Raw genomic sequence first — 24,913 nt, forward strand, 5'->3', positions numbered from 1 at the left:
TGAATGAAACACCCGATCCCCGACCACAACCCGATGCGCGGCCAGTACGGCCCCAAGGCCACCCCGGCGCCGGCGCATTTCGCGCTCAGCGTGACCGACGACGGCGTGGCCACCGTCACGCTCAACCGGCCCGAGCGCAAGAACCCGCTGACCTTCGACTCCTACGCCGAGCTGCGCGACTGGTTCCTGGGCCTGCAGAAAGCGACCGACGTGCGCGCCGTGGTGCTCACCGGCGCGGGCGACAACTTCTGCTCCGGCGGTGACGTGCACGAGATCATCGGCCCGCTCACCAGGATGAGCATGCCCGAGCTGCTGGCTTTCACCCGCATGACCGGCGCGCTGGTGAGCGCGATGCGCGCCTGCCCGCAACCCATCGTGGCCGCCATCGACGGCGTGTGCGCCGGTGCCGGCGCGATGATGGCGCTGGCCTCGGACCTGCGCCTGGGCACGCCGCAGACGAACACCGCCTTCCTGTTCACCCGCGTTGGCCTGGCCGGCGCCGACATGGGCGCCTGCGCCCTGCTGCCGCGCATGATCGGCCAGGGCCGCGCCAGCGAGCTGCTGTTCACCGGCCGCGCCATGAGCGCCAGCGAAGGCCACGCCTGGGGCTTCTTCAATGCGCTGCACGACAGCGCCGCCCTGCTGCCCGCTGCGCACAAGCTCGCGGCCCAGCTCGCGCAAGGCCCGACCTTCGCCCACGGCATGACCAAGACCATGCTGCACCAGGAGTGGGCCATGACCCTGGACCAGGCCATCGAGGCCGAGGCCCAGGCCCAGGCCATCTGCATGCAGACGCAAGACTTCCGCCGTGCCTACGAGGCCTTCGCGGCCAAGCAGCGCCCGGTGTTCGAAGGCGATTGAACAGGAGACGGCACCATGGTCGCCTTTGAACACCCGCACGACCTGCGCCCGCCGCAGGCGCAGTGGGAGCTGCCCTTCTTCGATGCCCACCACCGGGACATGGCGCCGCGCCTGGCCGACTGGGCGAGCATGCAGGACATCGACGAAACCGACGACCGCGCCGCGTGCCGCGACTGGGTGGCGCGCCTGGGCCAGGACGGCTGGCTGCGCTACTGCGTGCCCGCGGCCCACGGCGGCGCGCTGCCCTCGCTCGATTCGCGCTCGCTGGTGATCCTGCGCGAAACCCTCGCTTTCCACTCGCCCCTGGCCGACTTCGCCTTCGCCATGCAGGGCCTGGGCAGCGGCGCCCTCACGCTGGCCGGCACCCCTTCGCAGAAGGCCCGCTACCTGAGTGCGGTCGCCACCGGGCAGAAGATCGCCGCCTTTGCGCTCAGCGAGCCCGAGGCCGGCTCCGACGTGGCCGCCATGGCCACGCGCGCCACGCAGACCGCCAGCGGCTGGACGCTGCAAGGCAGCAAGACCTGGATCAGCAACGGCGATCTGGCCGACTTCTACGTCGTCTTCGCCAAGACCGACCCCGAAGCCGGCGCACGGGGCATCAGCGCCTTCGTCGTCGATGCGAAGCAAGCTGGCCTGGACAGCAGCGAGCACATCCACGTGATGGCGCCGCACCCGCTGGCCACGCTGCGTTTCGACGGCTGCGCCATCGGCCCCGACGCCCTGGTCGGCACCGTGCACGGCGGCTTCAAGCTCGCCATGCAGACGCTGGACATCTTCCGCGCCTCGGTCGCCGCCGCCGCCCTGGGCATGGCGCGGCGCGCATTCGCCGAGGCGGTCGCTCACGCCAAGCAGCGCCGGATGTTCGGCCAGACCCTGGCCGACTTCCAGCTCACGCAGGCGCGGCTTGGCGAAATGAGCGCGCTGATCGACGCCGCCGCCCTGCTCACCTACCGCGCCGCCTGGCAGCGCGACTGCAGCCCCACGCAGGGCGCGGGCACGCCGGCCTACACCACGGCCGCGGCCACCGCCAAGCTCACCGCCACCGAAAACGCGCAGCGCGTGATCGACATGGCCCTGCAGATGTTCGGTGGGCGCGGTGTGCAGGTGGGCCAGAAGGTGGAAAGCCTGTACCGCGACATCCGCTCGCTGCGCATCTACGAGGGCGCCAGCGAGGTTCAACTGCTGATCCTTGGCAAGGCCGCGCTGAAATGAAACGCCCCGCCGCGCTTCGCGCATCCCCCTCGAAGGGGCCATGCCCGGTTCAAGGCATTTCGCGCCGACATCACTGGAGTTGAGTGAATGATGAACATTGCCATGCCCTCCGCCCAGGTCGATCACTTCGTGCACGACCGACTGCCCCCACCCGAGCAGTGGCCGGAACTGCGCTTTGACCGGCCCGAGCTGCAACTGCCCGCGCAGGTCAATGCCGTGCACGCGCTGTTCCAGCGCGCCATCGCGGCCGGACACGGCGAGCGCCCGCTGTTCCGCAGCGAGGAGCGCACCCTGACCTACGCGCAGGCGCAGGTCGAGGTGAACCGCATTGCCAACGTGCTCACGGTCGAGCTGGGCCTGGTGCCGGGCAACCGCGTGCTGCTGCGCGGCGGCAACTCCGTGGCCATGGCGCTGGCCTGGCTGGGCACGGTGCAGGCCGGCCTGATCGCGGTGGCCACCATGCCGCTGCTGCGCGCGAAGGAGCTGGGCGCCATCCTCACCAAGGCCCAGCCTTCGGTGGCGCTGTGCGACGTGAAGTTGCAGGACGAACTCAAGGCGGCGCTCGCCGCCGACCCCGACCTGGCGGGCCTGAAGCTGCTGGTGTTCAACACCGGCGAGGCGAGCCCGCCGAACTCGCTCGAAGCCCTGGCGCGGCGCCAGTGCGAACACGGCACGCCCTGCCCCACCGCCGCCACCGACATCGCGCTGCTGGCCTTCACCTCGGGCACCACCGGCACGCCCAAGGCCGCGGTGCACACCCACCGCGACGTGCTCGCCGCGTGCGAAACCTGGCCGCGCCATGTGCTGCGCGCCACGCCCGAGGACATCGTCATGGGCTCGCCGCCCCTGGCCTTCACCTTCGGCCTGGGCGGCCTGCTGGTCTTTCCCATGTGGGCCGGCGCCTCGGTGTACTTCCCCTCAATTCCCTATACCCCCGAGGCCATGGTGCAGCTGATCGGCCGCGTGGGCGCCACCATCTGCTACACCGCACCCACCTTCTACCGCCAGATGGCGGCGTTCGCCCGCCAGCATGGCATCGGGCGGCTGCGCATCAGCGTGAGCGCCGGCGAGGGCCTGCCCGATGCCACGCGCCAGCTGTGGAAGGAAGCCACCGGGCTGGAGATGCTCGACGGCATCGGCGCCACCGAGATGTTCCACATCTTCATCTCCTCGCCGCCCGAGGCCGTGCGCCGGGGTGCGATCGGGCAGGTCGTGCCGGGTTACGAGGCGCGCGTGGTGGACGACGAAGGCCGCCCCCTGCCCGTGGGCGAGGTCGGCAGGCTCGCCGTGATCGGCCCCACCGGCTGCAAGTACCTCGACGAGCCGCGCCAGACCCAGTATGTGCGCGACGGCTGGAACTTCCCCGGCGACGCCTTCCGCCAGGACGCCGATGGCTACTTCTTCTACCAGGCACGCACCGACGACATGATCATCACCGCCGGCTACAACGTGGCCGGCCCCGAGGTGGAGGCGGCGCTGCTGCAGCACCCGGCCGTGGCCGAGTGCGGCGTGGTTGGCAAGGCCGACGAGGAGCGCGGCCAGATCGTGCTGGCCTACGTGGTGCTCAAGCCCGGCGAGACGGCCGACGCCGCCCAGGCCAAGGCGCTCCAGGAGCACGTGAAGCAGAACATGGCGCCCTACAAATACCCGCGCGAGGTGGTCTTCGTGAGCCAGCTCCCGCGCACCGAAACCGGCAAGCTGCAGCGCTTCGCGCTGCGCCAGCAAGCCCAACAACATCAAAGCCAACCGACATGATGAAACACCTGCAACCGCCCGGCTGGGCAGCACCCAGGGGCTACGCCAACGGCATCGCCGCGCGCGGCACCCACGTTTACGTGGGCGGCCAGATCGGCTGGAACGCCGCTCAGGTGTTCGAGAGCGACGACTTCATCGCGCAGACGCGCCAGACCCTGCTCAACGTGCGCGATGTGCTCGCCTGCGCCGAGGCCGGCCCGCAGCACATGGTGCGCATGACCTGGTATGTGATCGATCGGGTGGAATACAACGCGCGCCTGCGCGAGCTCGGCGAGGTCTACCGCGAAGTGATGGGCCGCAACTTCCCGGCCATGACCTGCGTGGAGGTGAGCGCGCTGATGGAAGCGCGCGCCAAGGTGGAGATCGAAGTGACCGCCGTGGTGCCGGACTAGGGCCTTGTCACCAGAGCGCGGAATCGCGCATGTCGTCGAGCTTGCGGCGCTGGCGCTGCAGGCGCGCCTGCACGATCACCGCCACCGCCACGCCCAGCATGCCGCCGAGCAGCACGGTTTCGGCGATGGAGAGCGCGCGCCCGAGCCAGTCCGACGCAAGCCAGGCGATGCCGGTCAGACAGGCGGCCCAGCCGACGGCGGCGGCAATGATCAAGGGAAGGTGATGGGGCATGGGTGGCTAGGGCGTGGCGTCACGGAGAAGTCATTCTCGCATCCCCACCGCTGTTTGGGCACCCTACACTGGCGTCCTTTCCCCAAGCCCGAATGCCTTTCATGGACATCCTGACGCTGGCGCTGGCCGTTCTCCTCGGCCTGGCCTTCCTTCATTCCCGAGAACAGAAGAAGCGCATCGCGCTCCTGAGCCAACACCTGGGCCCCTACCAGATCGAGGCGACGATGGAAAAACTCACCCAGGGCTACCTGCGGGCCTTGGGAGAAACCGATGCGGCTCGCCGCGATCAGATCTGGCAATGGCTGGTGACGGCCGAATCGAGCATCGTCAGCCAGTTCGACCGCTTCACGCAGGACTTCGCCAAGGTCGAGGCGAGCGCCACGCGCGTGAGCACGCTGCCCATCGCCCTGCCCGGGGCGCACCGCTGGTGGCCCGGCGCGGGCTTCGACCTGCGCGAGGCCTTGCGCATCCACGCCAGGGGCATCGCCGAAGCCGCGGCCAACCATGCGAACCGATCGCCGCGCGACAAGGCCTACACCTTGACGGCCGAGCTCTTCCTGATGCAGCACACCTGCCACTGGTTCTGCCGCTCGCGCGGCATCGCCTCGGCCCGCCTGTGGCGGCGCCACCAGACCCGCCACGACCAGGTGCTGGCGGCGGTCGACCCGCTGACGCGGCGGGCCTATGGGGAACTCACCGGTCTCTGACACCCACCGGTGTCACGGGTCAGCCCACGGCGTCCCGGTTGCACTTCTTGCTGAAGCTGGTCTTCGCGGCGCCCGAGAGCTTCTTCTCGGCCGCGGCCATGTCGCAGCTGGCCGCCGCATCCTTCGTGCATTTCTTCAGGAACGAGGTCTTGGCCGCGCCGGCGAGCTTTTTCTCGGCCGCCGCCGCGTTGCAGCTCGGCCCCTCGGCAAACGAAGCCACGGGCATCAGGGCGGCAACGGCGAACGAACACAGGACAACGAGGCGCATGGACATCTCCAGGAGGGACGAAAGCCCCATTGAAGGCGCTGGCCGCCTGGCTGTCAAGAATACCCCCCTGGGGTATTCAACCTGACGGCGCCTGGCTGCGCGGCCCGGTCAGTGGCTGATCATCCAGGGCCGCTTGCCCGGAAAGGCCTTGGCGCCGTTGGGCGCCGTCACCGTGGCCTTGCTGCGCCCTGAGCCGCAGCAGCCGCAGCCCGCCGGGTGCTTGAGCCGCTGGTAGTCGCGCGACATCCTGGGCTCGTGGCGCGCGCGCTCGTTGATGCCCATGGCGGTGCGCGTGCCGCCGTCCATGAGCGCCAAGCGCGGCGCACTCACCCACACGCGCGGCGAGGCGATGCCGCAGTCGGGGCAGCAGGCCGGCTCGTCGCGTTCGCTCACGGAGCGCAACGCCTCGAAGCCACCGCAGGACGGACAGTCGTAGTCGTAGGTCGGCATGGCGTCACAGGTCCGGTGAGAGCGGCATCACCACCGAGCCGTCGAGGTGCTTGATCGGGCCGCTCGCGTTGGGGTTGATGTCGAAGTCGAAGATCTGCGTCGGCAACCACAGGGTGGCGCAGGCGTTGGGCACGTCCACCACGCCGCTGATGTGGCCCTGCACCGGCGCCGTGCCCAGGATGGAGTAGGCCTGCGCGCCCGAATACCCGAACTTCTTGAGGTACTCGATCGCGTTGAGGCAGGCCTGGCGGTAGGCCACGTTCACATCGAGGTAGTACTGCTTGCCGCTCTCGTCCACGCTGATGCCCTCAAAGATCACGTAGTCGTTGTAGGTGGGCGTGATCGGGCTGGGCTTGAAGATCGGGTTCTTGATGCCGTACTTGGCCATGCCGTCCTTGATGATGGACACCTTCATGTGCACCCAGCCGGCCATCTCGATGGCGCCGCAGAAGGTGATCTCGCCGTCGCCCTGGCTGAAGTGCAGGTCGCCCACCGAGAGGCCTGCGCCGTCCACGTAGACCGGGAAGAAGACCTTGGAGCCGCGCGAGAGGTCCTTGATGTCGCAGTTGCCACCGTGTTCGCGCGGCGGCACGGTGCGCGCGCCGGTGGCCGCGGCCTTGGCCTTGGCCTCGCCCGTGAGCTTGCCCATGTGGGCGGTGCCGGCAAACGGCGGGTTGGCCAGGCCGCTGGTGGCGGGGTCGGAATCGATCAGCGCCTGCTCGCGCGTGTTCCAGGTCGCCAGCATCTGGGGGTCGGGCAGGCAGCCGATCAGGCCGGGGTGGATCAGGCCGGCGTACTTCACCCCCGGCACATGGCGCGAGGTGGTGAACATGCCGTGAAAGTCCCAGATGGACTTCTGCGCCTGCGGGAAGTGCTCGGTGAGAAAGCCACCGCCGTTCTTCTTGCTGAAGAAGCCGTTGAAGCCCCACAGGCTGTCGTCCTTGGCGCCGATGTCGAGCAGCTCGACCACCAGCAGGTCGCCGGGCTTGGCCCCTTTTACCCCCACCGGGCCGCTGAGGTAGTGCACGGTGGTGAGGTCGATGTCGCGCACGTCGTCGGCGCTGTCGTTGTTCTGGATGAAGCCGCCGGTCCAGTCGTAGGTTTCCAGCACGAAGTCATCGCCCGGGTTGACCCAGCAGGCCATGGGGATGTCCGGGTGCCAGCGGTTGTGCACCATCTCGTTGCTGGGGGCGGGGGCGTTCAGGTCGACTTTGATGAGGGTCTCGGGCATGGCTTGTGCTCCTTGGGGTGGACGGAAGAGAGAGAGAGGGTGAGATCAGACGGAGAGGTAGGACTTGATGCGCTGCTGGTCCGTGTCGGCGCGCTCGGTCTCGTGCACCAGGCGGCCGCCCTCGATGACGAACAGGCGGTCGGCCACGTCCATGGCGAACGAGAGCACCTGCTCGGAGACCACGATGGTGATCTTGCGCATCTTGCGGATCTCGTTGAGCGCCTTGGCGATGTCCTTGATGATGGACGGCTGGATGCCTTCGGTGGGTTCGTCGAGCAGCAGCACCTTGGGGTCGGTGACGAGCGCGCGCGCGATCGCCAGCTGCTGTTGCTGGCCGCCCGAGAGGTTGCCGCCCTTGCGCCGGCGCATGTCCCACAGCACCGGGAACAGCGCGTAGATTTCTTCCGGGATGGTCTTGTCCTTCGCGTTCTCCAGGCCGGTCTGGATGTTCTCTTCCACCGTGAGCGTGGGGAAGATCATGCGGCCCTGCGGCACATAGGCAATGCCTTTGGCCACGCGCTGGAAGCTCTCCAGTTGCGAGACTTCCTGGCCGGCCACCGAGATGTGGCCGCTCTTGATCGGCAACACGCCGATCAGGCTTTTGAACAGCGTGGTCTTGCCCATGCCATTGCGGCCCATGATGGCCACGGTTTCATTCTCACGGCCCTCGAACGAGATGCCGTGCAGCGCCTGGCTCTGGCCATAGGCGACGACGAGGTCCTTGACTTTCAGCATGGCGGTTCCTTCAGTGGCCCAGGTACACATCGATCACCTTGGGGTCGGCCTGCACCTGGTCCATGGGCCCTTCGGCCAGGATCTTTCCCTGGTGCATGACGGTGACCTTGTGAGCGATCTTCTTGACGAAGTCCATGTCGTGCTCGATCACGATCACGGCGCGGTTCTGGCAGATGCGCTGCAGCAGTTCGGCGGTCAGGTCGCGCTCGCGCGCGCTCATGCCGGCGATGGGTTCGTCCAGCATCAGCAGCTCGGGCTCCTGCATCAGCAGCATGCCGATCTCCAGCCACTGCTTCTGCCCGTGCGAGAGCAGGCCGGCCTCGGTCTCGAGCTTGTCGCCCAGGCCGATGTCCTCGGCCACCGCCTTCACGCGGGCCTGGATCTCCTCAGTGGCGGTGAAGGCCAGCGCGCCCCACACGGAGCGGCCCGAGGGAAACGACACCTCCAGGTTCTGGAACACCGAGAGGTTCTCGTAGATCGAGGGCGTCTGGAACTTGCGGCCGATCCCCAGGCGCACGCGCTTGTGCTCGGCCACCTGGATGATTTCGTGGTTCTTGAACTTGATGCTGCCCGCGCTGGCCTTGGTCTTGCCACAGATCAGGTCCAGCAGCGTGGTCTTGCCCGCGCCGTTGGGGCCGATGATCACGCGCAGCTCGTTCTTGTCGACGTAGAGCGTGAGCTTGTCGATGGCCTTGAAGCCGTCGAAGGAGACCGTCAGGTCTTCCACGGAGAGGGCGAAGTCGGTGTTGCTCATGGTGCGGGCTCCTTGCGTTCACACACCCTGGCTGCGCGTGCCTTCGGGCAGCGGCGCATCCACGGCGGCTGGGGGGGTCTTGGCCATGGGCGCGTGCGGCGGCGGCGAAGGCGGCTGGGGCCGTGCGGCCGCGGCCTCGCGCAGCGCGGCCTGGCGCGACTTCCACCAGGGCACGATCCTGCTTTCCCACAGGCCGGCCAGGCCCATGGGGAAGGCCATGGTCACGCCGATGAAGAGGCCGGCCATGAGGAACAGCCAGAGGTCGGGAAAACTCTCGGAGAAGTAGGTCTTGCCGGCATTGACGATCAGCGCGCCGTACACCGCGCCCACCAGGCTCATGCGCCCGCCCACGGCGGCGTAGATCACCATTTCGATCGAAGGCACGATGCCCACGAAGCTGGGCGACATGAAGCCCACCTGCAGCGTGAACAGGGCGCCGCCGATGCCGGAGAGCGCGGCCGCCAGGCAGAACACGAAAATGCGGAAGTCGGCCACGTCGTAGCCCGAGAAGCGCACGCGGTCTTCCTTGTCGCGCATGGCCAGCAGCAGGGTGCCGAGCTTGCTGGTCTGGATCCAGCGGCAGACCACGATGGAGATCACCAGCATGCCCACGCAGACGTAGTACAGGATGAGCTTGGCGCTGTCGGTGCGGGTGTCCCAGCCCAGCAGGGTCTTGAGGTCGGTCATGCCGTTGACGCCGCCGGTGTAGCCCTGCTGGCCGATGATGAGCACGGTCAGGATCAGCGCCACGGCCTGCGTGATGATGGCGAAGTACACGCCGCCCACGCGCCGCTTGAACATGGCGAAGCTGATGATCCAGGCCAGCAGCGTGGGCACCACGATGACGGCGGCCAGCGCGAACGGAAAGCTCTTGAACGGCAGCCAGAACGAGGGCAGCTCGGTGAGCTGGTTCCAGTCCATGAAGTCCGGGATGCCGGGCGTGGACTGGATCTTGGTGGCCTCGGGGTCGGAGGCTTCCAGCTTGAGGAACATCGCCATGGCGTAGCCGCCCAGGCCGAAGAACACGCCCTGCCCCAGGCTGAGCACGCCGCCGTAGCCCCAGAGCATCACCAGGCCGATGGCCACGAAGGCGTAGGTCAGGTACTTGCCGACCAGGTTGAGGCGGAAGATGTCGAGGCTGAGCGGCAGCACCACCGCGAGCAGCACGGTGAGCAGGACCAGGCTGGCGAGCTGGTAGCGGGCGATCCAGGCTTTCAGGGCGTTCATGACGGACTCCGGGAGACAAAAAATCAGCGGCGGACTTTGCTGGCGAACAACCCTTGCGGCCGCAGCATCAGGATCACGACGATCAGCGACAGCGTGAGCATCTTGGCCATGGAGCCGGCCATGAAGAACTCGGTGATCGACTGCGTCTGGGCGATGCCGAAGGCCGAGACCACGGTGCCCAGCAGGCTGGCCGCGCCGCCGAAGGTGACGACCAGGAAGGCGTCGACGATGTAGAGCGAGCCCGAGGTCGGGCCGGTGGAACCGATGGTGGTGAAGGCCGCGCCGGCCACCCCGGCGATGCCGCAACCAATGGCGAAAGTCAGGCGGTCGGTCTTGCGGGTGTCGATGCCGATGGCGTTGGCCATCACGCGGTTGCTCACCGTGGCGCGCACCCGCAGGCCCCAGCGGCTCTTGTGCAGCGCGACCAGCACGCCGCATGTCACCACCGCCGTGAGCGCGAGCACGAACATGCCGTTGATCGGAATGTCCAGGCCCTCGGCTGGCGCCCAGGAGCCCAGCAACCAGTCGGGCAGCGTGGGGCTGACTTCCTTGGGGCCGATGAAGGTGCGGAAACACTGCTGCAGCGCCAGGCTGATGCCCCAGGTGGCCAGCAGCGTGTCCAGGGGCCGCTTGTACAAGTGGCGGATCAGCGCCCACTCGATGAACCAGCCGGCCGCGAACGCGAACACGAAGGCCGCGACGATGGCAAACGGGAAATAGGCCGCCACGGCGCCCGGGCTGATGGCGTTGGCCAGCGTGGAGCCCAGGAAGATGGTGTAGGCGCCGATGGTCATGAACTCGCCATGGGCCATGTTGATCACGCCCATCTGCCCAAAGATGATGGCCAGGCCCAGCCCCATGAGCAGCAGCACCGCGAACAGGCTCAGGCCGGCGAAACCCTGCATCAGGCCGATGTTGAGCAGGTCGTTGAAACTCATGTCCATGAGGACTCTCCAGGCAAAGAAAAGGCAACGAGAGCAGACCTCTCGATCCAGAACGCCGCGGGTCCGGCTGCGCCGGCCCGCCAGCGTTGCCCCCTGGCGGGGGTGGGCTTACTGATAACCCTTGGGGAACGGATCGGGTTTGATGAGATCAGGTGACTCGGCCACCACCTTGAAGGTCGCGTCCGGCATGCCCATGGCGATGCGCGACTTGCTCCAGAGGTGGTGGTTCGGGTCGAGCTTCACGTAGCCCTCGGGCGCGGTCTTGAGCTCGATGCCGGTGCGCGAGGCGGCCACCACCTTGTCCACGTCGAAGCTCTTGGCCTTCTCCACCGCGGCCTTCCACAGCCAGGGGCCGAGGTAGCCGGCCTGGGTCACGTCGCCAATCACCGCGTCCTTGCCGTACTTGGCCTTGAAGGCGGCCACGAACTTCTTGTTGTTCTCGTTCTCCAGCGACTGGAAGTACTTCATCGACGAGTAGAAGCCCTGGAAGTTCTCGCCGCCCACGCCGGTCATCTCGTCCTCGGTCACCGAGAGCGTGACGAGCAACTGCTTGTCGCCCGTGATGCCGGCGGCCTTGAGCGCCTTGTAGAAGGCCACGTTGGAGCCGCCCACCACCGCGCAGAAGATGCAGTCGGGCTTCTGCAGCTTGATCTTGTTCATCAGCGAGCCGAAGTTGGTGCTGCCCAGGGGGTAGTACTCCTCGCCGACGACCTTGCCCTTCTGGAAGTTCTCGATGTGCTTGCGCGCGATCTTCATCGAGGTGCGCGGCCAGATGTAGTCCGAGCCGATCAGGAAGAAGGTCTTGGCCTTCTTCTCCTTCTGCGCCCAGTCCAGGCTGTAGAGGATCTGCTGCGTGGCTTCCTGGCCGGTGTAGATCACGTTCTTGGACTGCTCCAGGCCTTCGTAGAAGGTGGGGTAGTACAGCAGGCCGTTTTCCTTCTCGAACACCGGCAGCACGGCTTTGCGCGAGGCCGAGGTCCAGCAGCCGAAGACGGCGGCGCAGCGGTCGTTGATCAGCAGCTTCTTGGACTTCTCGGCGAAGGTCGGCCAGTCGGAGGCGCCGTCCTCCTTGATCACCTTGATCTTGCGGCCCAGGATGCCGCCCATGGCGTTGATCTCATCGATGGCAAGCTGCTCGGCCTGAATGGAGCCCGTTTCCGAGATCGCCATGGTGCCCGTGGAAGAGTGCAGCTGGCCCACGGTGACTTCGGTGTCGGTCACGGCCAGCTTGGTGGTGTTGACCGAGGCGGTGGGCTGGCCAAAGCTCCAGGCCGGCAGGCCGGCCATGCCGGCGACGCCCAACATCTGCAGCACGCGGCGGCGGCTGGCCTGCGGGGTTTCGAGGGACTCGGGCAACTGGGCATTCGGATCGGAAGCGTGCTTCATGGAGGACTCCTGGGACGTTTGGGGCGGTGGAACCGGCGGTGTGCCGACTGGGTTGAAGACTAGGGAAAGCCCTTGCGCCCGCCCATACGTCAAATAACGTAGGGCCCCGGTCTGGTGGGTAGGGCCGGTTCTTGCTAGCGTCCCAGGCATGCCCTTGCCCGAGCCCGCACAGCCCGTTGCCGCCCAGAAAATCTTCCGGTTCCGCCGGGAGTACAACTCCTGGGTGGCCGACGAAACCATGGAGGACTACGCGCTGCGCTACACGCCGCGCAGCTTCCGCAAGTGGAGCGAGTGGCGCGTGGCCCACACCGCCTTCGGCTCGCTGTCGTTCCTGGCGCTGGAAGCGATTGGCGGCGCGATCGCGGTCAACTACGGCTTCGCCAACGCCATGTGGGCCATCCTGGTGGTGGGCCTGGTGATCTTCTTCACCAGCCTGCCGATCGCCTACTGCGCCGCGCGCTACGGGCTGGACATGGACCTGCTCACCCGGGGCGCCGGCTTCGGCTACCTGGGCTCGACCATCACCTCGCTGATCTACGCGGTGTTCACCTTCATCTTCTTCGCCATCGAGGCGGTGATCATGGCGCTGGCCCTGCAGATGGCGACCGACTGGCCGCTGGCCTGGTGCTACCTGATCTCGGCGGTGGTCATCATCCCGCTGGTCATCCGGGGCATCACCCTCATCTCGAAACTCCAGGCCTGGACGCAGCCGCTCTACCTGTTCCTGCTGTTGCTGCCCTTCGTGTGGATCGGGCTCTCGCAGCCCCAGCTGTACCGCGACTTCACCAGCCTTGCCGGCATCCGCTCGGGCAGCAGCGAGTTCCACCCGCTGATGTTCGGCGCGGCCGCAGCCGTCATCTTCTCGCTGGTGGTGCAGATCGGCGAGCAGGTGGACTTCCTGCGTTTCATGCCCGAGCGCAAGCGCGAGAACCGCTGGCGCTGGTGGGCCGCGGTGCTGATCCCCGGCCCGGGCTGGATCGTCATGGGCATGCTCAAGATGGTGGGCGGTGCCTTCCTGGCGTTCGCCGCGATGCAGTTCGAGGTCGACCCCGAGCGCACCGCCGAGCCCACGCAGATGTTCCTGGCCGGCTTTAACGAGGCCGTGGGCCACCCGGGCCTGGCGGTGGCCATGACGGTGGTCTTCGTGATCCTGGCGCAGATCAAGATCAACGTGACCAACGCCTACGCCGGCTCGCTGGCCTGGTCCAATTTCTTCGCGCGCGTCACGCACAGCCACCCTGGCCGCGTGGTCTGGCTGGTGTTCAACGTCTGCATCGCCACGCTGCTGATGCTGCTGGGCGTGTTCGCCGGCATCGAGAAGGTGCTGGGCGTCTACAGCAACGTGGCCATCGCCTGGGTGGGCGCGCTGGTGGCCGACCTCGTGATCAACAAGCCCCTGGGCCTGAGCCCCAAAGGCATCGAGTTCCGCCGCGCCTACCTCTACGACTTCAACCCGGTGGGCATGGGCTCCATGATCATCGCGGCGCTGGTGGCCAGCCTGGCCTATGCGGGCGTCATGGGCGAATACGCCGCCGCCTTCTCGCCCTTCATCGCGCTGGGCCTGGCGCTGGTGCTCTCGCCCCTGATCGCCTGGGCCACCCAGGGCCGCTACTACCTGGCGCGCACCCCGTCGGGCGGCTGGAAGCCCGGCGAAGCGGTGCGCTGCTCGGTGTGCGAGAACCAGTTCGAGTCGGAAGACATGGCCAGCTGCCCGGCGTACCAGGCGCCGATCTGTTCGCTGTGCTGCTCGCTCGAATCGCGCTGCCACGACCGCTGCAAAACCAACTCGCGCGCCATCGACCTGGTGCGCGCCGCGCTCACGGCCGTGCTGCCGCAGGGCGTGATGCTGCGCGTGAACTTCCGTGCGGGCCAGTTCCTCGCGGTGTGGCTCTCGCTCAGCGCGATCATGGCCTTCCTGATCGGCATGGTCTACCTGCAGGAAAGCCTGCACGCGCCGGCCGAGGCCCTGCAGTCGCCCTTCCTCAAGATCTATGCCTTCCTGGTGCTGCTGGCGGCGGTCTGCGCCTGGTGGGTGGTGCTGACCACCGACAGCCGGCGCATGGCGCAGGACGAGTCCGAGCGGCAGACCCAGTTGCTGATGCAGGAGATCGACGCCCACCGGCGCACCGATGCCGAACTGCAGTCCGCGCGCGACCGCGCCGAGACCGCGAGCCAGGCCAAGACGCGCTACGTGGCAGGCATGACGCACGAGCTGCGCACGCCACTCACCAGCATCCTGGGCTACGCGCAGATCCTGCTGAAACACAACGACATCTCGGTCTGGGTGCGCGAGACCATCGCCACCATGCAGCGCAGCGGCCAGCACATGCACGCGCTGATCGACGGCTCGCTGGACCTCGCGCGCATCGAGGCCGGCCGCCTGAAGCTCGACCCGGTGCCGCTGCCGCTGGGGCAGTTACTCGAAGACGTGGAGCGCATGGTGCGCCCGCAGGCCGAGGCCAAGGGCCTGCGCTTCGTGGTGCAGCAGGAAGGCGAACTGCCGGCCTGGGTGCGGGCCGACGCCAAGCGCCTGCGCCAGATCCTGATCAACCTGCTGAGCAATGCGGTGCGCTTCACCGACGAGGGCGAGGTCACGCTGAGGCTGGACTTGCGCCAGCAGGTGGCGCGCATCGACGTCATCGACACCGGCATCGGCATCGCCGCGCAGGACCAGAAGCGCATCTTCCTGCCCTTCGAGCGCGGCAGCGCGGGGCGGCGCGCGCTGGACACCGGCACCGGCCTGGGCCTGACCATCACCCACCTGCTCACCGACATGATGGGCGGCGAACTGCTCCTCAAGAGCCGGCCGGGCCATGGCAGCACCTTCTCGCTGCGCCTGTACCTGCCGCCGATTCCCTCGGACCCCAAGCACCCGCTGCCCATTCCCTCCACGCTGCGCGCCGTCACCGGCTATCTCGGCGAGCGCCGCACCCTGCTGGTGGTGGACGACCAGCCGCTGCACCGGCAGCTGCTCGCCAGCATCCTGGTCCCACTGGGCTTCGTGGTGCGCGAGGCGGCCAGCGGCCAGGAATGCCTGGAAATCGTCGAGCAGCACCCGCCCGATGGCCTGCTGCTGGACCTGACCATGGACGGGCTGGACGGCTGGCAGACCGCCGCGGCCGTGCGCAAGCTGCTGCCCGCATCCCGCCTGCCCATCGTGTTTGTCTCGGCCAACCTGTTCGACAACCGGCCCGAACAACTCGCCGCGCTGGACTGCCAGGGTTTCGTCGCCAAACCCATGATGGAGTCGGAACTGCTCGACGCGCTCCAGCACGCGCTGGCGCTGGAGTGGCTGACCGAGCAGGCCCCGGCCGCCACGCCGGTGAGCTTCGTGCGCCACCGCGTCACGGGCCTGCCGCTGCCCGAGGACCTGCGCGAGGAACTGCAGCGCCTGGCCCGCCAGGGGCAGGCCGCCGCGCTGCGCCAGCGCCTGTGGCAGGCCCAGACCGCCGAGCCCGCGCACGCCGCCACGCTGGCGCTGCTGCAGTCGTGCGCCGACCGCTTCGACTTTCAAACCCTGATCGAGTACCTCAGAGACACCGCGGAGCTGACGGAAGATGACATCGACGACTGACCCCATGGTCCCTGCGCCGCCCTCGGTCACGCCACCCGTGATCCTGGTGGTGGACGACGCGGTGGACACCCTGCGCATGCTGGGCGACGCGCTGGTGGCCGAAGGCTATGTGGTGCTGGCCGCGCGCGATGCCGACGAAGCCCTGGAGCGCTTCGAGGTCGCCGTGCCCGACGGCGTGCTGCTCGACGCGGTCATGCCCGGCATGGACGGCTTCACGCTGTGCGAACGGATCAAGGCCACGCCGGCCTGGGCGCACGTGCCCATCGTGTTCATGACCGGGCTGTCCGAGAGCGAGCAGATCCTGCGCGGCTTTGCCAGCGGCGGGGTGGACTACGTGGTCAAGCCGCTGCGCATTCCCGAGGTGATGGCGCGCCTGGCCACCCACGTGCGCAACGCGCGCGTGACCCGCCTGGCGCAGGAAGCGGTGGACGTGGCCGGCATGGGCACCGTGGTGCTGGACACCCAGGGCCGCCTGGCCTGGCGCTCGCCCCAGGCCACGGCCTGGCTGGCGCTGGCCTTTGGCCAGGACGCCACCGCCGGCCAGCGCGCACGCGAGTGGCTGGGCGCCTCGCTGAACCAGGGCGACACGACGCGCGACCTCGGCCGCCACGGCCGCCTGCTGGCGCGCCACATGGGACAGGGCAACCTGGGCGAGGCCATGCTCCTGCTCACGCTCACGCCGCCCGACAGCGACGCCGCGCAGCGCCTGCGCGACATCGCGCTCACGCCGCGCGAGACCGAGGTGCTCTCGTGGCTGGCCAAGGGCAAGACCAACCGCGACATCGCCGACATCCTCGGCATGAGCCCGCGCACGGTGAACAAGCACCTGGAGCACGTGTTCGAGAAGCTGGGCGTGGAGACGCGCTCGGCGGCGGCGGCGATCGCCGGGCGCCTGTTGCCGCAGGCGTGACGGCGGGACCGGGCAGCCCGGTCTGTGCGGCAAAGCACCGACGCGGGCGCGCCGGCGATCCATGCTCAATGGCGGCGCAGATGCCGCCGCTGGAAACCCCCCTCCGCCCCACCCGAGAACACCATGAACCCGCCCACCAAACCCCTTGACATCACCGAACTGCGACAGAGCGCGCGCCAGCACATCGAAGAAGGCGCCGTGACCGCCGGCTACAGCGCCAACCGCGAGAAAGTCATCGAGCTGCTCAACGAAGCCCTGGCCACCGAACTGGTGTGCGTGCTGCGCTACCGCCGCCACCACTTCATGGCCAGCGGCATCCACTCGCACGCCACGGCGGCCGAGTTCCTGGTTCACTCCAACGAGGAACAGGGCCACGCCGACCAGCTGGCCGAGCGCATCGTTCAACTCGGCGGCGAACCCGACTTCTCGCCCGACTCCCTGAGCCGGCGCAGCCACGCCGAGTACGTCGAAGGCGTGACGCTGGGCGACATGATCCGGGAGAACCTGGTGGCCGAGCGCATCGCCATCGACAGCTACCGCCACGCGATCGAGGTCGTGGGCGCGGACGACCCGACCACCCGGCGGCTGTTCGAATCCATCCTTGCGGTGGAGGAGGAACACGCCGACGAGCTGGCCGACCTGCTCACCCAGGTGCCCGCCCCCACCCAAGCAGCTTGAGGGCTTTGCCGGACCCGCGCTACCAGTCGAAGCCTTCGCGCTCGGCGACCGAGCGCGGATCGCTGCTCCACACATGGAGCACGAAATCCGCCTCGCGCAGCTCGCACAACACCGGCAGCCCCAGGCCACGGGCCAGTCGCTCGTGCACGGCATCGCCGTCGAGTGCGCAGCCCCGGATCGGGCGGCGCCAATGGCACGCCAGCACCGTGCCGCCCGGCAGCAGGGCTGCGCGCGCCTGCGCGGCGATGGCATCGAGCGATGCCGCGTCCACGAAGTAGCCCAGCTCGCTGATGGCGATGAGATCGAAGCCGCCCTCGGGCCAGTCGGCGGGCAGGTGCGCCTGCACCACCTCGACGTGGGCCAGCGCAGCCAGCCGCTCGCGGGCAAGAGCCACCGCGCGCGCCGACACATCCGACACCAGCAGGCGCTCACAGCGCTCGGCCAGTTGCGCCGAGAGTTCGCCGTTGGCGCAGCCCGGCTCGTACCCGCGGGCGTAGCGCCGCGTGGGCAGGCAGGCGACCGTGAGGGCGCGCTTGCGCGCCTCGTACCAGCGCGAGCGGAAACCCCAGGGGTCGTCGTTCTGGCGAAACAGCTCATCGAAGTGGTTCGGGCCTGGGGTGTCGGGCATGGTCAGACAAAAAAGTATTCGTGAGGCCACGCCGCGCGCGCCAGCAGGCTGCGGCCCAGCACGGCACCCAGGCTGGCGCTGCGCGGCGTGAGCTGGGAGACGTGGGCCGACAGCGCCGCCTGCTTGCGCCCGCACGCGTCGGCGTCCAGGGCCAGGCGGCGCAGGCGGTGCCAGGGCACGCGCGCGTCGGCGGGGACGGCCCAGTGCCACATCCACACCGGCGCGGCGAGGAAGCGGCAGCCCATGCGCAGGCAGGCGCCCTGGGTGACGCGGCCGGTGCTGTCGTGGTCCGGATGGCCGTCGCCCTCCCAGGTGCTCACCACCACATCGCGGGGGCGCAGGAACCACAGCAGCCAGCCCCACAGCAGGCCGCCGTGTGCCTGCACGTCGCCATCGGGCAGGGCCAGCGTGTGCACCTGGGGGTGCGCGATGCCCAGGCGCGCCAGGCCGCGCAGGCGCTCCTCGCGCCGCTGCAACGCCAGCCCGCGCCGATCTTGCAGGCACAGCCCGCCGTGGCTGGCCTCCCCGTCGGTCACGGCGACGAACACCACTTCGCCGCCGCGCGCGGCATGCAGGGCCACCAGGGCGCCGCAGGCCAGCACCTCGTCATCGGGATGGGGCGCCACCACCACAAGGCGCTGCGACGGCGCCAGCGCCTGCGCCATCGACAGCTCCGCGCACGGCGTGGCGCCCAGCCAGTGCTGCCAGGTGGACTCGCTGGTGCCCTCGCCCTCGATGCGCGGTGGCGCTGCTACAGCGACCATGGCGTGCCCTGCGGTGCGACCGCGCGTTCGCCCAGCGCGGCCAGGTCGCGTTCGGCGTGGCTCTGGCGCAGGTAGACCGGCAGGTCTGCCGCCATGCGCGCGAAGCGACGGTCGCGACAGAAGGGCGTGGCGCCCAGCGCGCGCCCCACCTCGTCCAGCACCAGGGTGGCACTGCGCTCGGCGCACAGGCGCGCGCGCAGCGCCAGCGCGCTGGCGTCCTGAGTGGGGTGCTGGTCGATCCACCGCGCCGCCTCGCGCAGCAGGGCGGCCGTGGATTGCAGGGCCACGTCCACCCGGCCCAGCGCGGCCAGCCGGAAGGCGCTGCGCTGCTCAGGTGGCGCCTCGGCCAGGGTCTGGCGCAAGGTGTTGGCCAGCGCCAGCGCCCCGCCATGCCAGCAGGCGGCGATGCCCGCGCCGCCCTGCCAGAAGCCCGGGCGCTGCAGGTAGGCCCCTTCCTCGCCCACGCGGTGGCCCACGGCGTCTTGGAAGGTGATGTCGCCGCTGGCGCTGGCCGCCATGCCGACCGCCTGCCACGCAGCGTCCGACACCCGCACCCCCGGCTGCGACAGGGCCACGCGAACCAGTTGCGGCCCCGTGCCGCCGGCGGACCACGCGGTGAGCAGGCCGTGGCTGAGACGAGCGGCGCCGGAGCACCAGGCCTTGCGGCCGTTCAGACACACCTCGTCCCCGCCGAGGGCCTCAAAGCTGGTGCGCCCGCCCGGCGCCTCCGACGCCCACATGCCCCAGGTGGCACCGGGCGGCGGCAGCGCACCGGGTGCGACCTCCGCCTGCACAGCCAGGGCATCGAGGTGCCCTTCCACCAGCTTGGCCAGCGACAGATCGTGCTCGGCGACCCTGGACAACAGTTGCCAGCGCAACAAGGTGCTGCCCTGCCCGGGCAGGGGCACCTCGTCCAGGCCCTGGTGCACCAGCCGCGCCAGGCCCTGCGCGGGACCGGCATCGGGGTCGAGCCCGGTCAGCGCATCGTCGAGCCAGGCGCGCAGGCAGGCGCCCGCGCCCTCGGGCTTCATGCGCCGCCTTCCGGGGACATGGGCAAATGGCCCTGGGCCAGGGCGAGCAGGGTCGAGCCGAACCCGCCGGGCGCGCGGAAGAGCTTGCGCGCACTGGTGACGACGCGCGGCGCCGCCGACCAGGCGATGCGCGCGCCCACCGCCTGCAAGGCCTGCACGAAGGCCACATCCTCGCGGGTGGCCAGCGGCTCGAAGCCCCCGGCGCGGTGGTAGGCCTCGGCGCTCACGCCCAGGTTGGCGCCATGGATGTGCTGGTGCCCGTCGACGTCGGTGTAGGTGGCATTGAAGTGGCGGCGCATGGGTTCGCCATAGACGCCCCAGTCCTTCACGCTGACCGTGCCGCACACCGCATCGCTGCCCAGGGCCATCTGCTCGTGCAGCCATTCGGGGGCCACGGTGGTGTCTGCGTCGGTGAAGGCGAGCCAGCGCGCGCCCAGCGCCAGGGCCAGGCGCGCACCTGCCGCGCGGGCCATGCCCACGTTGCGCACCTCGACCGTGGTGGTGACCGCGCCAGCCTCGTGGGCAATGGCCGCCGTGCCGTCGGTGCAGGCGTCCAGCACGACGATGGTCAGCACCGGCTCGCCCGCGAGGCCCGGGCAGGCGGCCGCGGCCGACACCGAGCGCAGGCAGCCGCCGATGGCCTCTTCTTCGTTGTTCGCGGGAATGATGATGGCCAACAAGGCGTGCTCCGGTGCCGGAGGGCACATGCAGGCATTACATCGGAGGTGCCCCTGCCGGTCTGTTCGGTACCGCGCTGTGCGCCATCGCGCGCGCCTCGGCAGGCCTGACGTCGGGGTTCCTGAACACACGCGGCAGAATCCACCGCATGCCCCCACCGCCCTACGACGCCCCCCAGGACATGGAACGCCGCGACTGGATCGCCGGCCTGGAGAAGGGCCTGCACCTCATCGAGGCTTTCGATGCCGAACACTCGCGCATGACGGCCAGCCAGGCCGCCCAGCGCTGCGGCATGACGCGCACCGCTACGCGACGCTACCTGCTCACGCTGGTGCACACCGGCCACGTGACCACCGACGGCAAGCTGTTCTGGCTCACGCCGCGCGTGATGCGGCTGGGCCAGGCCTACCTGGAATCGGCGCGCCTGCCGCGCGCCGTGCAGCCCTACCTGCAGCGCGTGACCGCCGGCACCGGCGAGGTCGCCTACGCCGCCGTGCTGGACCACGACGAACTGGTCTACATCGCGCGCAGTGGCACGCAGCGCCACCTCAACACGGGCTACATGCTGGGCTCGCGCGTGCAGCCGCACCTGACAGCTGCGGGCATGGCGATCCTGGCCGCGCTGGGGCCGGGCTTCTGGGAACCCTGGCTCGCCACGCAGACGCTGCGCCCCTTCACCTCGCACACCGTGCTGGACAAGCCGCAGTTGCACCAGCACCTGATGAAGGCGCGCGAACAGGGCTGGGCCATTTCCGAACAGCAGCTGGAGATGAACTACCGCGGTGTCGCGGTGCCGCTGTGGGACCACAACGACGCTTTGCTGGGCGCCATGAGCGTGACCATGCCCATGAACAACGAGACCAGCGAGCTCGCCGTCAAGCGCATCCTGCCGGTGCTGCAGGAGACCGCGCGCAGCGCGCGGCCCCTGCTCTGAGCGCGCGCCTCAGGCCTCGCTCAGCGGCAAGGCCGTCTTGTAGCGCACCTGCTTGAGCGCGAAGCTTGAGCGGATCTTCTCCACCTGGGCGATGGGCGAGAGCTGCTCCAGGATGAAGCGCTCCAGCGCCGGCATGTCGGGCACGGCCACGCGCAGCAGGTAGTCGGCGTCGCCCGTCATCAGGTAGCACTCCATCACCTCGTCGCGGATGCTGATGCGCGACTCGAACTCCTCCAGCGCCTGGCGGCTCTGCTGCTTGAGGCTGATGGAGATGAACACGTTGAGGTGCAGCCCGAGCTGCTTGGCGTCCAGCAGCGCCACGTACTGGCGGATCAGCCCACGCGCCTCCAGCGCCCGCACCCGCGCCAGGCAGGGCGACGGCGAGAGGTGCACGCGCCGGGCCAGCTCGACGTTGGAGAGGCTGGCGTCTTTCTGAAGCTCTTCCAGAATCTTCAGATCGGTGGCATCGAAGTGGTTTGTGCCGTCCGCTTTCATGGTGCAAGCATTTTATGCCTGCAGATGGCGCGCCCGTGCGTCCGATCGACACCAACTGCCAGCCTGTCGCGCCTACAGTGCCTGATCCAGGAGCACCCACCATGAACGACATTTCCCGGCCACCGCAGGCCAGCGCATCCCTGTCGGCCGACCCCGACCCGCAAGAGACCCTCGAATGGCGCGAGTCCTTGCTGTCGCTGGCGGCCAGCCAGGGGCCGGCGCGGGCGCGGCAGATCCTGACCGAACTCGCCCGCCTGGCGCGCCAGCAGCGCATCGGCTGGCAGCCCGAGCTGAACACGCCGTACATCAACACCATCGCGGTGGAAGACCAGCCCGCCTTCCCCGGCGACCTCGCGGTGGAGGAACGCCTGGCCTCGCTCATGCGCTGGAACGCGCTGGCCATGGTGGTGCGCGCGAACCAGGCCTATGGCGAACTGGGCGGGCACATCGCCAGCTACGCCAGCGCGGCCGACCTGTTCGAGACCGGCTTCAACCACTTCTTCCACGCCCGCAGTGAACAACATGGCGGTGACCTCGTGTTCTTCCAGCCGCACAGCGCGCCCGGCGTGTACGCGCGCGCGTTCCTGGAAGGGCGGCTGAGCGAGGCCGATCTGCTGCACTACCGCCAGGAAATCACCGCGCCGGCCAGCGGCGCGCGCGGCCTGTGCAGCTACCCGCATCCGTGGCTGATGCCCGATTTCTGGCAGTTCCCCACCGGCTCCATGGGCATCGGCCCCATCAGCTCGATCTACCACGCGCGCTTCATGCGCTACCTCACGCACCGCCACCTGCAGGACTGCACCGGCCGAAAGGTGTGGGGCGTCTTCGGCGATGGCGAAATGGACGAGCCCGAAAGCATGAGCGCCCTCACCCTGGCCGCTCGCGAGAGGCTGGACAACCTGGTGTGGGTTGTCAACTGCAACCTGCAGCGCCTGGACGGCCCGGTGCGCGGCAACGGCCGCATCATCGACGAGCTGGAAAAACTCTTTGCCGGCGCGGGCTGGAACGTGATCAAGCTGGTGTGGGGCAGCGACTGGGACGGCCTCTTCGCGCGCGACGTCACCGGCGCGCTGGTGCGCGCCTTCGCCCACACGGTGGACGGCCAGATGCAGACCTTCGCCGCCAAGGACGGCCGCTTCAACCGCGACAACTTCTTCGGCCAGAACGAAGAGCTCGCCCGCCTGGCGCAGGGCATGACCGACGAACAGATCGACCGCTTGAAGCGCGGGGGCCACGACCTGGTGAAGATCCACGCCGCCTACGCGCGCGCGGCTGCACACACCGGCCAGCCCACCGTGATCCTGGCGCAGACCAAGAAGGGCTACGGCATGGGCAGCGCGGGCCAGGGCAAGATGACCACACACAGCCAGAAGAAATTCGACGGCGCCGACCTGATCGAATTCCGCAACCGCTTCAACCTGCCGCTCTCCGACGAACAGGCCACCGGCCTGGTCTTCTTCAAACCCGCCGACGACAGCGCCGAGATGCGCTACCTGCGCGAGCACCGCGAGCGGCTGGGCGGCGCCATGCCCCGGCGCGAGACCGCTTGCGCGGTGGTGCCCGTGCCCGCGATCGAGGCTTACGCCAGCTTCGCGCTCAAGGCCGACGGCAAGGAGATGAGCACCACCATGGCCTTTGTGCGCATGCTCGGCAGCCTGCTGAAAGACGCCGACCTGGGCCCGCGCATCGTGCCCATCGTGGCCGACGAGGCGCGCACCTTCGGCATGGCCAACCTGTTCAAGCAGGTCGGCATCTACAGCAGCGTGGGCCAGCGCTACGCACCGGAAGACATCGGCTCGGTGCTGAGCTACCGCGAGGCGCTGGACGGGCAGATCCTGGAAGAAGGCATCAGTGAGGCCGGCGCCATCGCCAGCTGGACGGCCGCCGCCACCAGCTACAGCGTGCACGGCCTGGCCATGCTGCCGTTCTACATCTACTACTCCATGTTCGGCTTCCAGCGGGTGGGCGATGCGATCTGGGCCGCGGCCGACCAGCGCTCGCGCGGCTTCCTGCTCGGTGCCACCTCAGGGCGCACCACGCTGGGGGGCGAGGGCCTGCAACACCAGGACGGCAGCAGCCACCTCGTGGCCGCCACCATTCCCAACTGCAAGGCCTACGACCCGGCCTTCGCGGGCGAGCTCGCCATCATCCTGGACGCCGGCATGCGCGAGATGCTGGTGGAGCAACAGGACGTGTTCTATTACGTCACGCTCATGAACGAGAACTACGCCCAGCCGGATTTGCCCGAGGGGGCGGCTGAGGGCGTGCTCAAGGGCGGCTACCGGTTCGGCCATTTCGGCCCCGACCACGCCGCACAGCAGGTGACCCTGCTGGGCTCGGGCGCGATCTTCACCGAGGTGCTCAAGGCCGCCGTGCAACTGGCCGCGCAAGGCATTGGCGTGCATGTGTTCAGCATCACCAGCTGGAGCGAGCTCGCACGCGACGGCGTGGCGCACGGTGAGCGCTCGCACCTCACACAACTGCTGGCCGACAGCGCGAGCCCGGTGATCGCCGCGACCGACTACGTGCGCACCGTGCCCGAGAGCGTGCGCGCCTTCGTGCCCGAAGGCCGGCGCTTGCACACGCTGGGCACCGACGGCTTCGGCCGCAGCGACACGCGCGCCGCGCTGCGCGCCTTCTTCCAGGTCGACGCGGCGCACATCGCGCGGCAGGCGCGCGCCGCGCTGCCTCAGCCGGCGCGCTGACCGACGGGGCCGGCGCCACGGGTGCCAATGCCGGGCAGAGGCCCTACCGGCAATGCCCCTCGTAGTTCACGATCGTGGGGACCGAGTGAAGCGTGACGCCGTGAGACGACCGCTGGACGATGAGGTAGCCGTTCGGGCACATCCGCGCCTGCTGCAGGGCCATGCCCAGGTTGCGAAGGCGCGCTTCTTCGGCATCGGGCGAATGCAGATCGCAATACCCCGGGCAATCCGATCGATACGAAAAGCCGTCGGGCGTCGCGACCAAGGGCGTCCGCAGTTGGAAGGCGTGCGTGCAGGCGATCAACGGGAGACCTGCCAGGCAAACAAGCGCTGTGTGGAAGAATCTGCAGTTCATGTTGAAT

At 68.9% G+C, this 24,913-nt stretch carries 25 protein-coding genes; 10 read left to right on the top strand and 15 right to left on the bottom strand.

Features of this window, described 5'->3' with window-relative positions; translation table 11 throughout:
- Positions 1 to 3: 3 nt before the first annotated feature.
- The 4 genes from KIT86_RS05960 to KIT86_RS05975 all read left to right on the top strand — a co-directional run bounded on the left by KIT86_RS05960 (position 4) and on the right by KIT86_RS05975 (position 4,220).
- Entirely contained in the window at positions 4 to 861 is an 858-nt protein-coding gene (locus KIT86_RS05960) for an enoyl-CoA hydratase family protein (protein WP_297396024.1), read from the top strand.
- A 15-nt stretch (positions 862 to 876) separates the two neighbouring features.
- A complete protein-coding gene (locus tag KIT86_RS05965) occupies positions 877 to 2,073 on the top strand; it encodes an acyl-CoA dehydrogenase family protein (RefSeq protein WP_297396027.1) in 1,197 nt (398 codons plus the stop codon).
- 87 nt (positions 2,074 to 2,160) lie between these two features.
- The gene (locus KIT86_RS05970; protein ID WP_297396030.1) at positions 2,161 to 3,828 is read left to right on the top strand and encodes a benzoate-CoA ligase family protein; all 1,668 of its coding nucleotides are present in this window, start codon (positions 2,161 to 2,163) and stop codon (positions 3,826 to 3,828) included.
- On the top strand, positions 3,825 to 4,220 hold the full coding sequence (locus tag KIT86_RS05975) for a RidA family protein (protein WP_291120380.1): 396 nt from the start codon (positions 3,825 to 3,827) through the stop codon (positions 4,218 to 4,220). The genes KIT86_RS05970 and KIT86_RS05975 overlap by 4 nt, the downstream gene beginning before the upstream one ends.
- A 7-nt stretch (positions 4,221 to 4,227) precedes the next feature.
- On the opposite strand, the gene KIT86_RS05980 is transcribed toward KIT86_RS05975, so the two are convergent.
- On the bottom strand, positions 4,228 to 4,452 hold the full coding sequence (locus KIT86_RS05980; RefSeq protein ID WP_297396035.1) for a hypothetical protein: 225 nt from the start codon (positions 4,450 to 4,452) through the stop codon (positions 4,228 to 4,230).
- A gap of 101 nt (positions 4,453 to 4,553) precedes the next feature.
- On the opposite strand from KIT86_RS05980, the gene KIT86_RS05985 reads away from it, so the two are divergent.
- Positions 4,554 to 5,159, top strand: coding sequence for a hypothetical protein (locus KIT86_RS05985; RefSeq protein WP_297396038.1), 606 nt, complete (start codon positions 4,554 to 4,556; stop codon positions 5,157 to 5,159).
- A gap of 19 nt (positions 5,160 to 5,178) precedes the next feature.
- On the opposite strand, the gene KIT86_RS05990 is transcribed toward KIT86_RS05985, so the two are convergent.
- The 8 genes from KIT86_RS05990 to urtA form a co-directional block, all read right to left on the bottom strand.
- The gene (locus KIT86_RS05990; protein ID WP_367185424.1) at positions 5,179 to 5,427 is read right to left on the bottom strand and encodes a PsiF family protein; all 249 of its coding nucleotides are present in this window, start codon (positions 5,425 to 5,427) and stop codon (positions 5,179 to 5,181) included.
- 108 nt (positions 5,428 to 5,535) lie between these two features.
- Complete coding sequence (locus KIT86_RS05995; protein ID WP_297396042.1) at positions 5,536 to 5,877, bottom strand: zinc ribbon domain-containing protein; 342 nt, start codon at positions 5,875 to 5,877, stop codon at positions 5,536 to 5,538.
- A gap of 4 nt (positions 5,878 to 5,881) precedes the next feature.
- Entirely contained in the window at positions 5,882 to 7,108 is a 1,227-nt protein-coding gene (gene fmdA / locus KIT86_RS06000) for a formamidase (RefSeq protein ID WP_297396044.1), read from the bottom strand.
- 45 nt (positions 7,109 to 7,153) lie between these two features.
- On the bottom strand, positions 7,154 to 7,843 hold the full coding sequence (gene urtE / locus KIT86_RS06005) for an urea ABC transporter ATP-binding subunit UrtE (protein WP_297396047.1): 690 nt from the start codon (positions 7,841 to 7,843) through the stop codon (positions 7,154 to 7,156).
- 10 nt (positions 7,844 to 7,853) lie between these two features.
- The gene (gene urtD / locus KIT86_RS06010; protein ID WP_297396049.1) at positions 7,854 to 8,597 is read right to left on the bottom strand and encodes an urea ABC transporter ATP-binding protein UrtD; all 744 of its coding nucleotides are present in this window, start codon (positions 8,595 to 8,597) and stop codon (positions 7,854 to 7,856) included.
- Between the two features lie 18 nt (positions 8,598 to 8,615).
- On the bottom strand, positions 8,616 to 9,824 hold the full coding sequence (gene urtC, locus KIT86_RS06015; RefSeq protein ID WP_297396052.1) for an urea ABC transporter permease subunit UrtC: 1,209 nt from the start codon (positions 9,822 to 9,824) through the stop codon (positions 8,616 to 8,618).
- A gap of 23 nt (positions 9,825 to 9,847) precedes the next feature.
- The gene (gene urtB / locus KIT86_RS06020) at positions 9,848 to 10,762 is read right to left on the bottom strand and encodes an urea ABC transporter permease subunit UrtB (RefSeq protein ID WP_297396220.1); all 915 of its coding nucleotides are present in this window, start codon (positions 10,760 to 10,762) and stop codon (positions 9,848 to 9,850) included.
- A gap of 114 nt (positions 10,763 to 10,876) precedes the next feature.
- Positions 10,877 to 12,154, bottom strand: coding sequence for an urea ABC transporter substrate-binding protein (gene urtA, locus KIT86_RS06025; RefSeq protein ID WP_297396055.1), 1,278 nt, complete (start codon positions 12,152 to 12,154; stop codon positions 10,877 to 10,879).
- A 148-nt stretch (positions 12,155 to 12,302) separates the two neighbouring features.
- Here urtA and KIT86_RS06030 point away from each other — a divergent pair, with 148 nt between their 5' ends.
- The 3 genes from KIT86_RS06030 (at position 12,303) to KIT86_RS06040 (ending at position 17,316) form a co-directional block, all read left to right on the top strand.
- On the top strand, positions 12,303 to 15,728 hold the full coding sequence (locus tag KIT86_RS06030; RefSeq protein ID WP_297396058.1) for an ATP-binding protein: 3,426 nt from the start codon (positions 12,303 to 12,305) through the stop codon (positions 15,726 to 15,728).
- Positions 15,712 to 16,638, top strand: a complete 927-nt coding sequence (locus KIT86_RS06035) for a DNA-binding response regulator (protein WP_297396061.1) — start codon at positions 15,712 to 15,714, stop codon at positions 16,636 to 16,638. The genes KIT86_RS06030 and KIT86_RS06035 overlap by 17 nt, the downstream gene beginning before the upstream one ends.
- A gap of 123 nt (positions 16,639 to 16,761) precedes the next feature.
- The gene (locus KIT86_RS06040; RefSeq protein WP_297396063.1) at positions 16,762 to 17,316 is read left to right on the top strand and encodes a ferritin-like domain-containing protein; all 555 of its coding nucleotides are present in this window, start codon (positions 16,762 to 16,764) and stop codon (positions 17,314 to 17,316) included.
- 19 nt (positions 17,317 to 17,335) lie between these two features.
- Here KIT86_RS06040 and KIT86_RS06045 read toward each other — a convergent pair whose 3' ends face one another.
- Genes KIT86_RS06045 through KIT86_RS06060 form a run of 4 tightly spaced genes read right to left on the bottom strand, consistent with a single transcriptional unit; the run spans position 17,336 to position 20,419 of the window.
- Positions 17,336 to 17,944 carry an SAM-dependent methyltransferase gene (locus KIT86_RS06045; RefSeq protein WP_297396065.1) on the bottom strand — a complete coding sequence of 203 codons (609 nt, stop codon included), beginning with the start codon at positions 17,942 to 17,944 and terminating at the stop codon, positions 17,336 to 17,338.
- 2 nt (positions 17,945 to 17,946) lie between these two features.
- A complete protein-coding gene (locus tag KIT86_RS06050) occupies positions 17,947 to 18,708 on the bottom strand; it encodes a PIG-L family deacetylase (protein WP_297396067.1) in 762 nt (253 codons plus the stop codon).
- On the bottom strand, positions 18,696 to 19,739 hold the full coding sequence (locus tag KIT86_RS06055; RefSeq protein ID WP_297396070.1) for an acyl-CoA dehydrogenase: 1,044 nt from the start codon (positions 19,737 to 19,739) through the stop codon (positions 18,696 to 18,698). Before KIT86_RS06055 ends, KIT86_RS06050 begins: the two co-directional genes overlap by 13 nt.
- Positions 19,736 to 20,419, bottom strand: coding sequence for a glycosyltransferase (locus tag KIT86_RS06060; protein WP_297396072.1), 684 nt, complete (start codon positions 20,417 to 20,419; stop codon positions 19,736 to 19,738). The genes KIT86_RS06055 and KIT86_RS06060 overlap by 4 nt, the downstream gene beginning before the upstream one ends.
- Before the next feature lie 146 nt (positions 20,420 to 20,565).
- Here KIT86_RS06060 and KIT86_RS06065 point away from each other — a divergent pair, with 146 nt between their 5' ends.
- Entirely contained in the window at positions 20,566 to 21,351 is a 786-nt protein-coding gene (locus KIT86_RS06065; protein ID WP_297396075.1) for an IclR family transcriptional regulator C-terminal domain-containing protein, read from the top strand.
- 9 nt (positions 21,352 to 21,360) lie between these two features.
- Here KIT86_RS06065 and KIT86_RS06070 read toward each other — a convergent pair whose 3' ends face one another.
- Complete coding sequence (locus tag KIT86_RS06070) at positions 21,361 to 21,846, bottom strand: Lrp/AsnC family transcriptional regulator (protein ID WP_297396078.1); 486 nt, start codon at positions 21,844 to 21,846, stop codon at positions 21,361 to 21,363.
- Positions 21,847 to 21,947: 101 nt separating this feature from the next.
- Here KIT86_RS06070 and mdeB point away from each other — a divergent pair, with 101 nt between their 5' ends.
- On the top strand, positions 21,948 to 24,551 hold the full coding sequence (gene mdeB, locus KIT86_RS06075; RefSeq protein ID WP_297396080.1) for an alpha-ketoglutarate dehydrogenase: 2,604 nt from the start codon (positions 21,948 to 21,950) through the stop codon (positions 24,549 to 24,551).
- Between the two features lie 43 nt (positions 24,552 to 24,594).
- Here the strand turns inward: mdeB and KIT86_RS06080 are convergent, their stop codons facing one another.
- Positions 24,595 to 24,906 (bottom strand): hypothetical protein, encoded by a 312-nt coding sequence (locus tag KIT86_RS06080; RefSeq protein ID WP_297396082.1) that lies wholly within the window; start codon positions 24,904 to 24,906, stop codon positions 24,595 to 24,597.
- Positions 24,907 to 24,913: the final 7 nt, after the last annotated feature.

The organism is Hydrogenophaga sp. (assembly GCF_026125825.1).
Classification (GTDB): domain Bacteria; phylum Pseudomonadota; class Gammaproteobacteria; order Burkholderiales; family Burkholderiaceae_C; genus Hydrogenophaga.

What these genes read in the sequence shown, in the direction of transcription:
- KIT86_RS06070 (WP_297396078.1), bottom strand. Translation starts at nt 21,846, where the DNA reads ATGAAAGCGGACGGCACAAACCACTTCGATGCCACCGATCTGAAGATT.
- urtE (WP_297396047.1), bottom strand. Translation starts at nt 7,843, where the DNA reads ATGCTGAAAGTCAAGGACCTCGTCGTCGCCTATGGCCAGAGCCAGGCG.
- fmdA (WP_297396044.1), bottom strand. Translation starts at nt 7,108, where the DNA reads ATGCCCGAGACCCTCATCAAAGTCGACCTGAACGCCCCCGCCCCCAGC.
- KIT86_RS05975 (WP_291120380.1), top strand. Translation starts at nt 3,825, where the DNA reads ATGATGAAACACCTGCAACCGCCCGGCTGGGCAGCACCCAGGGGCTAC.
- KIT86_RS06055 (WP_297396070.1), bottom strand. Translation starts at nt 19,739, where the DNA reads ATGAAGCCCGAGGGCGCGGGCGCCTGCCTGCGCGCCTGGCTCGACGAT.
- urtB (WP_297396220.1), bottom strand. Translation starts at nt 10,762, where the DNA reads ATGAGTTTCAACGACCTGCTCAACATCGGCCTGATGCAGGGTTTCGCC.
- urtA (WP_297396055.1), bottom strand. Translation starts at nt 12,154, where the DNA reads ATGAAGCACGCTTCCGATCCGAATGCCCAGTTGCCCGAGTCCCTCGAA.
- KIT86_RS06030 (WP_297396058.1), top strand. Translation starts at nt 12,303, where the DNA reads ATGCCCTTGCCCGAGCCCGCACAGCCCGTTGCCGCCCAGAAAATCTTC.
- KIT86_RS06040 (WP_297396063.1), top strand. Translation starts at nt 16,762, where the DNA reads ATGAACCCGCCCACCAAACCCCTTGACATCACCGAACTGCGACAGAGC.
- KIT86_RS05970 (WP_297396030.1), top strand. Translation starts at nt 2,161, where the DNA reads ATGATGAACATTGCCATGCCCTCCGCCCAGGTCGATCACTTCGTGCAC.
- urtC (WP_297396052.1), bottom strand. Translation starts at nt 9,824, where the DNA reads ATGAACGCCCTGAAAGCCTGGATCGCCCGCTACCAGCTCGCCAGCCTG.
- urtD (WP_297396049.1), bottom strand. Translation starts at nt 8,597, where the DNA reads ATGAGCAACACCGACTTCGCCCTCTCCGTGGAAGACCTGACGGTCTCC.
- KIT86_RS06045 (WP_297396065.1), bottom strand. Translation starts at nt 17,944, where the DNA reads ATGCCCGACACCCCAGGCCCGAACCACTTCGATGAGCTGTTTCGCCAG.
- mdeB (WP_297396080.1), top strand. Translation starts at nt 21,948, where the DNA reads ATGAACGACATTTCCCGGCCACCGCAGGCCAGCGCATCCCTGTCGGCC.
- KIT86_RS05960 (WP_297396024.1), top strand. Translation starts at nt 4, where the DNA reads ATGAAACACCCGATCCCCGACCACAACCCGATGCGCGGCCAGTACGGC.
- KIT86_RS06065 (WP_297396075.1), top strand. Translation starts at nt 20,566, where the DNA reads ATGCCCCCACCGCCCTACGACGCCCCCCAGGACATGGAACGCCGCGAC.
- KIT86_RS05980 (WP_297396035.1), bottom strand. Translation starts at nt 4,452, where the DNA reads ATGCCCCATCACCTTCCCTTGATCATTGCCGCCGCCGTCGGCTGGGCC.
- KIT86_RS05990 (WP_367185424.1), bottom strand. Translation starts at nt 5,427, where the DNA reads ATGCGCCTCGTTGTCCTGTGTTCGTTCGCCGTTGCCGCCCTGATGCCC.
- KIT86_RS06050 (WP_297396067.1), bottom strand. Translation starts at nt 18,708, where the DNA reads ATGGTCGCTGTAGCAGCGCCACCGCGCATCGAGGGCGAGGGCACCAGC.
- KIT86_RS06080 (WP_297396082.1), bottom strand. Translation starts at nt 24,906, where the DNA reads ATGAACTGCAGATTCTTCCACACAGCGCTTGTTTGCCTGGCAGGTCTC.
- KIT86_RS05995 (WP_297396042.1), bottom strand. Translation starts at nt 5,877, where the DNA reads ATGCCGACCTACGACTACGACTGTCCGTCCTGCGGTGGCTTCGAGGCG.
- KIT86_RS05985 (WP_297396038.1), top strand. Translation starts at nt 4,554, where the DNA reads ATGGACATCCTGACGCTGGCGCTGGCCGTTCTCCTCGGCCTGGCCTTC.
- KIT86_RS05965 (WP_297396027.1), top strand. Translation starts at nt 877, where the DNA reads ATGGTCGCCTTTGAACACCCGCACGACCTGCGCCCGCCGCAGGCGCAG.
- KIT86_RS06035 (WP_297396061.1), top strand. Translation starts at nt 15,712, where the DNA reads ATGACATCGACGACTGACCCCATGGTCCCTGCGCCGCCCTCGGTCACG.